At 36.2% G+C, this 210-nt stretch carries 1 protein-coding gene; it reads left to right on the top strand.

Annotated features, from left to right (window positions below):
• Positions 1 to 210: alpha-amylase family glycosyl hydrolase (locus tag QCD85_RS23875; protein ID WP_301264100.1), on the top strand; the 210-nt coding region annotated here is incomplete at both ends.

Here is a 210-nt window from a genome sequence, read left to right as displayed (position 1 = left end):
TTCTTATGTCGGCGATTCGATGTGGAAATTATACGAAAACTCCAATGAATATTATTTACATTCGTATAGTGAAAAACAACCTGATATGAACTGGGAAAATCCTAAAGTACGTCAAGAAATGCAAGATATGATGCGATTTTGGCTGGACTTGGGGTTCGATGGTTACAGGATTGATGCTGTAAATATGATCTCAAAAGATACAAGCTTTCC

Source organism: Paenibacillus sp. PsM32 (genome assembly GCF_030433815.1).
In the GTDB taxonomy this organism is placed as follows: Bacteria; Bacillota; Bacilli; order Paenibacillales; family Paenibacillaceae; genus Saccharibacillus; species Saccharibacillus kyungheensis.
This window is presented reverse-complemented; position numbering and strand designations above follow the sequence as displayed.